This is a genomic window from Cytobacillus praedii (assembly GCF_001439605.1).
Classification (GTDB): Bacteria; Bacillota; Bacilli; order Bacillales; family Cytobacillaceae; genus Cytobacillus; species Cytobacillus praedii.
This window is the reverse complement of the sequence record NZ_LMBX01000048.1, coordinates 1-8,870: the sequence shown is the minus strand read 5'-3', so window position 1 is coordinate 8,870 and position 8,870 is coordinate 1. Positions and strand designations below refer to the sequence as shown.

General features: G+C 34.6%; 12 protein-coding genes. 5 read left to right on the top strand and 7 right to left on the bottom strand.

Annotated features, from left to right (window positions below; genetic code table 11):
• Positions 1 to 172 precede the first annotated feature (172 nt).
• Positions 173 to 841, bottom strand: coding sequence for a DUF4097 family beta strand repeat-containing protein (locus ASU02_RS25210; RefSeq protein WP_057768388.1), 669 nt, complete (start codon positions 839 to 841; stop codon positions 173 to 175).
• Positions 842 to 1,035: 194 nt separating this feature from the next.
• Between ASU02_RS25210 and ASU02_RS26775 the strand changes: the two genes are divergently transcribed.
• The 5 genes from ASU02_RS26775 (at position 1,036) to ASU02_RS25185 (ending at position 4,344) form a co-directional block, all read left to right on the top strand.
• Positions 1,036 to 1,179 carry a hypothetical protein gene (locus tag ASU02_RS26775; RefSeq protein WP_057768385.1) on the top strand — a complete coding sequence of 48 codons (144 nt, stop codon included), beginning with the start codon at positions 1,036 to 1,038 and terminating at the stop codon, positions 1,177 to 1,179.
• 65 nt (positions 1,180 to 1,244) lie between these two features.
• Complete coding sequence (locus ASU02_RS25200; RefSeq protein ID WP_057768382.1) at positions 1,245 to 2,000, top strand: MerR family transcriptional regulator; 756 nt, start codon at positions 1,245 to 1,247, stop codon at positions 1,998 to 2,000.
• 13 nt (positions 2,001 to 2,013) lie between these two features.
• Entirely contained in the window at positions 2,014 to 2,670 is a 657-nt protein-coding gene (locus ASU02_RS25195) for a GAP family protein (RefSeq protein ID WP_095396766.1), read from the top strand.
• Between the two features lie 194 nt (positions 2,671 to 2,864).
• Positions 2,865 to 3,410, top strand: a complete 546-nt coding sequence (locus ASU02_RS25190; protein WP_057768374.1) for a helix-turn-helix domain-containing protein — start codon at positions 2,865 to 2,867, stop codon at positions 3,408 to 3,410.
• Positions 3,403 to 4,344 (top strand): alpha/beta hydrolase family protein, encoded by a 942-nt coding sequence (locus tag ASU02_RS25185; protein WP_057768371.1) that lies wholly within the window; start codon positions 3,403 to 3,405, stop codon positions 4,342 to 4,344. The genes ASU02_RS25190 and ASU02_RS25185 overlap by 8 nt, the downstream gene beginning before the upstream one ends.
• A gap of 48 nt (positions 4,345 to 4,392) precedes the next feature.
• On the opposite strand, the gene ASU02_RS25180 is transcribed toward ASU02_RS25185, so the two are convergent.
• From ASU02_RS25180 to ASU02_RS25155, 6 genes are all read right to left on the bottom strand, one after another.
• Complete coding sequence (locus tag ASU02_RS25180; protein WP_057768368.1) at positions 4,393 to 5,250, bottom strand: manganese catalase family protein; 858 nt, start codon at positions 5,248 to 5,250, stop codon at positions 4,393 to 4,395.
• A 325-nt stretch (positions 5,251 to 5,575) separates the two neighbouring features.
• Complete coding sequence (locus ASU02_RS25175; RefSeq protein WP_057768366.1) at positions 5,576 to 5,965, bottom strand: RidA family protein; 390 nt, start codon at positions 5,963 to 5,965, stop codon at positions 5,576 to 5,578.
• A 97-nt stretch (positions 5,966 to 6,062) separates the two neighbouring features.
• On the bottom strand, positions 6,063 to 6,620 hold the full coding sequence (locus ASU02_RS25170; RefSeq protein ID WP_057768362.1) for a CBO0543 family protein: 558 nt from the start codon (positions 6,618 to 6,620) through the stop codon (positions 6,063 to 6,065).
• A gap of 246 nt (positions 6,621 to 6,866) precedes the next feature.
• Complete coding sequence (locus ASU02_RS25165; RefSeq protein WP_057768360.1) at positions 6,867 to 7,055, bottom strand: DUF4177 domain-containing protein; 189 nt, start codon at positions 7,053 to 7,055, stop codon at positions 6,867 to 6,869.
• Between the two features lie 126 nt (positions 7,056 to 7,181).
• The gene (locus ASU02_RS25160) at positions 7,182 to 7,571 is read right to left on the bottom strand and encodes a YvaD family protein (protein WP_057768357.1); all 390 of its coding nucleotides are present in this window, start codon (positions 7,569 to 7,571) and stop codon (positions 7,182 to 7,184) included.
• A gap of 184 nt (positions 7,572 to 7,755) precedes the next feature.
• Entirely contained in the window at positions 7,756 to 8,160 is a 405-nt protein-coding gene (locus ASU02_RS25155) for a VOC family protein (protein ID WP_057768354.1), read from the bottom strand.
• Between the last annotated feature and the right edge of the window lie 710 nt (positions 8,161 to 8,870).

The window sequence follows — 8,870 nt, the reverse complement described above, 5'->3', positions numbered from 1 at the left end:
TAAAAAATTAAGGACTTTTTTATAAAAAGGGGTTCGGAATGAGACCATTCCGAACCCCTTTTGTCGACAATCTGAGAACCTATTTATTCAAAATAGGTTCTTTTTGTGTGCGGAGAAGTATGAATTAATAGTGTGTCAATCCATATAAATTGCGCCATTTTGGTTTACTGTACTAATTTATAGATATATTTCCTGAAGAGGTTTCTAGCTTTATCTCATAATTTGCATTCCCAGTTGTTCCGCGTGTTTCTTTGCGGCTTTGCTGAAAATTTTCCAATGCCAAACCGACAGCATGTCTTCCGCTGCTGGATTTAAGGTGTATTCTGGCATCGGGTTCATCCTCATTTAAATAAATATTTATATTCCCGCTTGTTGTTTTAACATTGATATTACTTTTAAATTGAGAAAAACCAAGTTCTACCTTGCCGCTGCTTCCATCTACTCGAATGTTATGCGTTTGCAAGTTTTCTCCAAAAACATCACCTGAAGAGCCATCAAGTATAATTTTCCCTGTAAATTCAATAGGAATGCGAACTTCTAATTGTGGTTTCTTACCAATCTTAAATAATCGGATTAATTCCTTTTTCTGCTGAATGATAACTTTATGTTTCTCCTTATCTATTGCAATACTGGGGCCATCATCATGTAATAACATAGAAAGCTCCAATTGTTCTATTTCTGCTGAAACAATATTTACATTTGTACTCCCAAAATCAATAAGTATGGTATCAATATCCTTAAGTGAAGTTTTTTGAAGGTCTTCATTTTCCTTTTCGCTCATACAGGCACTTAAAAAATTGATTAAAAGAATAACAAATATTATCAAACCGATTTTCCTCATTTACATATCACTCCTTTCATTGGAGATCATGATACAGCGTTACGCGACGTCAATTACAAGGTATATTTAGAAAAATTATAAATTATCATTTAAGACTTGAAAGTTACGCAACGTCATTTTATATACTTGTTTAAGTAACAAATAAGTTGCATTCTTTTCGTGAATGGAAATATAAAAGATGTGGAGGTTTTTAAATGAAGAAGAACGATATAATTATCTATGGCTGTGTAATCCTAGGTGCAGGAATAGGGCTAATTATTGATCACCCCTTTCCGGGTGTATTAGTGGGACTAGGTGCAGGCTATTTGCGTCAAAGTTTTTTTTCTAAAGAAAAATAAAGATCAAATTGTTCAAAATATAGATCTGTTGATCATCTTTAAAACAATGTAGAGGGTGATACTCTTTGATTCATATTAATAAAGTTAGAGATCTGACAGGTGTTACAGTAAGAACACTCCGTTACTACGATGAAATTGGTTTATTAAAACCAGCATCGAAAACAGAAGGAGGTCACCGTTTATATACAAATGAAGAAATAAAAAAACTGCAGCAGGTTCAATTTCTAAAAAAAGTAGGATTTACTTTAGATGAAATTAAAAATATGCTCGCTTCCCCCGATTGGGATTGGTCGAAAAGCTTAAAGAGACAACTGACTTATGTTATAAATGAACAGGAAAATTTAAAGAAAACAGAGCGCGCATTAAGAGAAATGATCCATGGAATTGCAATAGAAGGGGACAATGAATGGATAGCCATTCATAAAATCATGAGACTTTCTAATAATGATAAGGAAAATCAGAAATCTTTTCGTGAATCAATATTTAAAGGAAAAGACAAGGAACTATTGGAAAAGGTTCCTAGCATGACTAGTGAAAGCTCTGAAGCATTAGAATGGATTGCGCTATTAGGTCAGTTAAAACGCTACCTGAATAATGGTCCCGAAGCAACTAATGTTCAAAATATCATTAGAAGAATGGATGAAAAGCGTTTAGAGGAATTTGATGGAGAGGATGAATTTTTAGATAAGCTTTGGAGGATAAGGATGTCATCAGAACAATCTGAGAAACTCGGATTATACCCAATCGATGAGGATGTACTTAAGTTTATGGAACAAGCATATGCGATTTATTTTAAGAAAGGTATAGCTTTGAGGGAATAAGGAGGATAAATTGGTGAATGCAGAACTGCTTCTTCTCATAGGAGGATTAGCTCTATTAGATACGTTAAGTCCATCAACACTCGGGGTAACCGTATATTTGCTTTTAACTGATAAATGGAAGCTGACACAGCGTTTATTCATTTATTTAATAACGGTAGCCGGATTCTATTTTTCTATTGGTGTCCTTCTTATGCTAGGTTTGGACTTTCTGTTCGATGCATTCTCTGGCATCATTCAAAATCGTATCGTGAGCTGGACAATATTCATTGTAGGATCGATATTATTCATTGTCAGTTTTTTTATACCAGCAAAGAAAAATTCAGAGCTGCCTACACCTAAGTCTAAAAGTATTGTTTCAATGGTTGCATTAGGTTTTACTACATCAATAATCGAAGTAGGAACTGCATTTCCCTATTTTGCAGCAATTGGAATCATGACTTCATCGAATCTATCATGGATGGAATGGTCTGCCATTTTAGCAGGATACAATTTTATCATGGTATTGCCCCCATTAATGTTATTTCTACTCTACCTTATGATAGGTAAGAAAATGCAAAAGCCTCTTGAGAAGATAAGGCTGAAAATTGCGGAGCACTCCGGATCGGCGCTTTCATGGGTTATTTGTATCATCGGGATCATTTTAATTTTCAATAGCCTGGATTATTTGTAGGTGGCACGAATTGTTTAGTTGAAGGATACAGCATTCAAATAAAAAATAGTTCCACACGGTGGTGCGATTGCTGAATAAAGAGCAATCGCATTTTTATTACCTGGCAACTATGCAGCAAGAAATTTAAAAATATTGTAATTTATTATCAATATTGATAATATTATATAAAATGATAATAAAGGGGCCCTCCATTTATGAATAAAGTAGACATCATCATGCATCCAGTACGGTTTAAAATTTTACAAGTATTCCTAGATGGACAGAGTAAAACAGCCAAAAAGGTTGCAAGAGAATTGAAGGATGTGCCTCAAGCTTCTTTATATAGGCAACTGGATACACTCGTTAAGGCAGAGGTTTTAATCGTAACTGAAGAAAATCAAATTCGCGGGGCAGTTGAAAAGGTTTATTCATTAAATGTACCTGCTGTAAACATGACAAACGATGATGTAAAAGAACTGACAAAAGAAGAACATTTGCAGTATTTTCTATTCTTTACTGCACAAGTAACTTCTGATTTTGAGACTTATCTTGATAATAATGATATAGATTTTCTTCGAGATGGGGTTGGCTATAGACAAATTGCCTTACATCTTTCCGATACAGAGTTCCTTGATTATGTAAAAGATTTACGAAAAGTGTATGAAAAATATATGCAAAATACTCCTGCAATTAATAGAACAAAGAGAATCATCTCAACAATTACTATGCCAAAAAAGGAAGGCGAGTTAAAACATGAATAAGACTGATGAAGTAGTAATCCAGGCGACTTATCCTTTAAGCGGGACTTTAACAATTCCTATCGATTCCAATCCTGCATTTCCTGCCATTTTAATCATTTCAGGATCTGGCAAAGGAGATCGTGATGGGAATCTAAAAAAAATGAAGATAAATATATATAAGGATTTAGCAGATTTTTTAACATTAAAAGGGTTTGTGACTTTGCGCTATGATAAAAGAGGAACCTCTAAAAGTGGAGGAAACTTTCTTGAAACAGGGCTAACTGATTTAATTGATGATGCTGTAGAATGTATAAAATTCTTACGATCTCATCCGAAAGTTGATAATAATAAAATCATAATCTTAGGTCATAGTGAGGGGGCGCTCATTGCTCCTGCTGTATTTAAAAAAATCTCAGTTTCCGGACTTATTCTACTTGCTGGGGCAGCAGAACCATCTAAAGAGCTGCTGCCTAGGCAAAATGAGTTGGCATACGCTGAATTGAATCGGAAAACAGGGATAAAAGGATGGCTTATTAGAACGTTCAAAATAACAGAAAAAGCAAGAAAGCAAAACAGCAAAATCATTAATAAAATTATACATTCTGATAAGGAGGTAATGAGATTAAAGGGGGTTAAACTAAATGCAAAATGGTTACGGGAGATTTACGCTTATAATGTCTGTGAGTATTTAGCGGAAGTGACATGTCCGGTTTTGGCTATAACTGGTGAAAAGGATATTCAAGTACCTCCGGAACATGCTAAATTAATGGCTGAAATGGTTAAAGGGGAAGCTGAGTGGCATACAATACCTGATATGAATCATATTTTCCGCAAGTATGAGGGACAGCACACAATGCTAGGTTTATTGAAGGAATATAAAACACAGATAAATCAGCCAATAGATAAGGAATTATTAGATAGGTTGAGCACATGGCTGCAAGGATACACCAAATAAATGAAATGAACACTTTTAATGCAAAAAGAAAGAGCCTGTATGGGCTCTCTAATTATTTAGGTCATAAAGTCCAGGTGCATGTTCATTTGGCATTTCCGGCATTTCTGGTACAGGATATCCTTTTGGTGGTTCAGTGACCATTAGCTCTCCGCCGTTTCTGCTTGGTGTTTTACCTGAGAAAATTTTTCCGATTAAAGTATTGTCTAATCTAAAATTGAATTGGGCATTGTGGAAGCCCATTTCGACATACTTTCTGCATTCAGGGTATTTATTCAAATCATAGTTAGGGATTGGAATAAGTTTCCCCCAGTCAACCCCTAACGTTTCAAGAGCTTTTGCGAATGCATTTTGATGAGCATTATCTCTCACTATTAAAAACGCTAATGTTTCACGCAGGGTTTTGTTGCTGCTCATTTCATAAATTCTAGATTTCTGGAGTACACCAGTTGATTCTAAGACGACATTATTAAGTAAATTAGCTGCTAAGTTGCCATGGTCATAGACCCATGAGCCATTCCAGGGGTTCCCGCCAGCGTCAACCGGAAGGGATGCTTTAGCCCCCATGATATAATGATGTGGATTTGCACCATTTTCTATCACACGATTTAATGGGGCGGCGTCATCAGCTTGATTACCTGGCATCTCCCCGCCAGATTCATTTAAGAGCTGATTAATTGTAGACTGGACAAGCTCTACATGGCTTAGTTCTTCTATGAAAACTCCTCTAATAAGGTCACGATATTTCTTTTCTTTTCCTCTAAAATTGGCACTTTGGAAAGAGAATTGCATCATTGTTCGCATCTCACCAAATTGCCCTCCGAGTGCTTCCTGCAGAACTTTAGCTGCATGCGGATCTGGTTTATCGGGAACGATCATATTGATAAGATCTTCTCTGTAAAAATACATAGTATCATCCTCTCGGTACATAGATAAAGTTAGATTATCCAATCTGAATTTATCTATGCCATAAGAGGAAATAAATATGGAAGAAAGAGTTCATTTGGTACGGCAGCACGACCTTTTCTATTAATCAAATGTCTGCTGTATATGTACCTTCGAATCAATTATCTCTTTCTGTTTGCTGTAAGATACACTCGTCTGGCTGCTCAGTCACACATTACAATTAACCTGCACTATCTAACCAATTTCTCTTCTATAAATTGTTAACGAAGATTAGTACACAACCTAGATTTAAAAGAATTCTATGCATCTAGGATCGGCAATTTATTCGTCATAACTCTTTACATGCCCATGCATCAATTTCTATCTTAAATGCTGGTGCAGCTAGTGCAACAACGTAAATCATTGTTGAACAAGGAAGATGATCCTCTAAAAAATCACTTATTACCTTTCTTCTTTCAACAGAATTAAATTCTCCAACTAAATAAAATACTAATTTTGTGAGGTCTTTAATTTCCATGTCGGCTGCTTCAAGATTCTTTCTAATATTATCTAGGGCTACTTTCATTTGATCAATTGCATTTTCGGGAACAGTGCCATTTTGTTTCATACCTAATTGTCCAGATAATGTTAGCCACTTGCATGGTCCGGTTACTTCAATCTGGTGCACATAAGGAGCAACAGGCGTATGAATGGATTCAGGGTTCCTGGAAGTTTTCATGTTATCAAATCCTTTACAACGAAAATTAGAAATCACCCTGATAGATTAATATATTAATTCTTAATTTTCAATATTTTAGCCTAAAATTATGAATGGACTAGGAGAACCTTGAGTTAAACTTTTTACTTTTTGCAATCTTGTTTGAAAGTAGAAATAACAAAATATATATTGGGAATGAATAGAGGCTATTCCATAGGATAGGCTTATATAAATCTAAGTAAATGGCGATGGGCTCGCCTACAAATGATGCTAATACAGCATAAATGAAACCTTTTAACAAAGGAGACCATTGGGGCTTAACTTCTATCATGAGCATCATAGAAACTGGTAACAAGGTAAGATCCCATGGCAAATATCCAGTAATAAAAGGAAACATATTAAATGGATAAATCCATAGACCAAATTGTAACCCGATAGAATCAAGCGATAAAGTAATGATCGCCATAAAAAAACCTGCTCGAAGTAAATCACCCGTATATTTGCGGTTGTGAAATTTCCACCATAAAAGCCAAGGGAAAGTACTTAAAATAAATCCTAACCACCATCTAGGTGAGAACAGGATTAATTGCTGCCATTTATCTGCAAAGGAATGATGAGCCTGATTATAGTTTGAGAATATCTGTAAAATATCTTTATTTATATCAGAGGTTTTCATAGGCACACCAACCACAGTAATTATTATTTTCCAGAGCAAGGACCTGAATTTTGTGTATAGTCAAATTGATGAAGAGTGGACCCTGCCCGGTATAAATAAAATACCCGAATTACTTGAGAGATATGCAGTTGATATGTGAAATTAGTCTAAAAGGTCGTGAAAAGATAACCATGCAAGAAGGCGGTAAATTTAGATTATAACGATAGAGAAGGTACCAGTTACTGCAAAATAGAAAACCACACAAATTTAATTAAGGGGTTTCTCGAAAATTAATTCAAAATAGGCTGCATGACCGTATCCTTTGGTTGAAGGAGCAAAGATTTGAACAAATCTCCAACCTTTAGATGCATAATTTTTAATAATATCTTGATAATCTTCCTTCGGCTTACTATTCCAAGTGCCTAGTTCAATCTTAACAAATTTGTATTCGTACATAAGAATCACCTCTTGGGTAAGCTGTCATAGTTAATATAAGAATTAAATGGAGAAATAGTTCATAAAAAGTCAGATAAATTAAGGAGTTTCATTTGATTTCAAGTTTAATTTAAATAGAATCGGCAGCTAATTCTGATTAGCTTTTATAACACTAGGTATAAAAAATAATGGATAGATAAGTAAATATAAATTCGGCAACCACCAGGATATTTCAAAATCACTTCTTAGTATCCAAAAAGAAATGGCTTGAAGGCCAGAACAAGAGGTTAGAACTAAGGATATAAGAGCAATCTTGCTCCAGTTTGAATTCCCTTTTTTATACATAAACAAACTAGTAAACCCAGTTATAGATATTAGAATATCAAGAGGAAAGAATGACCAGTTCCAAGCAGAAAGAATGGGATTGTCGTAATCCTTGAAAAGATATTCATTTGGAATAATATGCAGCAAGGTGATTGCCCAATAAACAATGAAGCCGACATCCGTTAACCAGAAAAAAAATCGCAGCGATTTCATGTTTTTGCTCCTTTTATTGTTTGGCATTAAGATACGTTTGAACAATTTCAAAAGACTTCCTGCATTTAAAGTGCAATAGAACAAAGGATAGTTAAGTTAACTTGAATTATTAGTAATAATTTTGTTTTATCTTTGGTGAGTGTGTGGCCAGTTCGATAAAAATACCGTTACCTGCTATGCAGGTTTAGATTCCTTTGTTATCTCGAAGTTCAACAATTGTTCCTTCAGGAGCTTTAATTTTGCAGAGGCTGCCGTTTTCTACATGATAGATGTATTGGTTGTTCTTTAAAATAAATTCAATATTTAGTTCTTGTAAGCGAACTACCTCACTTTTTAAGTCATGAACCCATAAACAATAATGAGATAAACCTTGGCTATTGGTATTTGCTTCAGGCAGGATTTCTTTATTTTTTCCAGTCTGAAGCTCAATATAAAAGTTTTCTAATTGAATCCAAGTATTAAATTCTCTGCCGTGAAAATTTGGTGATTCTTGAACAAGTTTAAAGCCTAGACACTCCGTGTAAAATCTTAATGATTCTAAATATGTATTTGTTTGTATACACAAATGATGTGCAAATTTATTGGACATAAAAAAGCCTCGTTTCAGTTGGGAATGTATTGCACCACATGCCCTTTGGGCAGTAAATTACACTTGGATTTATATGGAGACAAAGCAACATACCAGTTAATCCATTGGCTAAATTTAAAAATATATAAGCACGCTGGTCAGCTGGAAGTATAAAAAATAATATATATACCGATTAAAAGGAACAGTGAAAGAAGAATTTAGTATTTTTTTGTTATGTATTATATCATCCTCATTTATTAATCAAAATAATATTCAAATTTTATTAACGATTGGGAAAGGAAAAAGTTTCAAAAGATTTAGTGGGCAAAGAATATTCATTAAGAAACCTATTGCTGAGCCTAGACCGGAAACGAGAAATATCTTGATTGGTGGCGAGGATAAACTAGTGTCCGCGTGGTTGGAGGAAAAGCATTAATGAAGGGGAAATATTCATCATTTAAAGAAGAAATGGGACAGTTAAGATGTCCAGTAAGAACAAAAACATACGTCCTTATTAAGAAATTTTAATTGAACAGTATAGTATTTACGATGTTTCAAAAAAAAGAGACCTTATTTTTAGGCCCATTATGAAGTGCACCCCAAAAGTTAGAGTCAAAATCTAATTTTTGGGGTGTTTTATTATGGTTAAATATACGGATGACTTTAAGGCGATGGTGGTGCAGGAATACCTCAGGGGGACGATTGGCTATAAAGTATTGGCAGAAAAACAT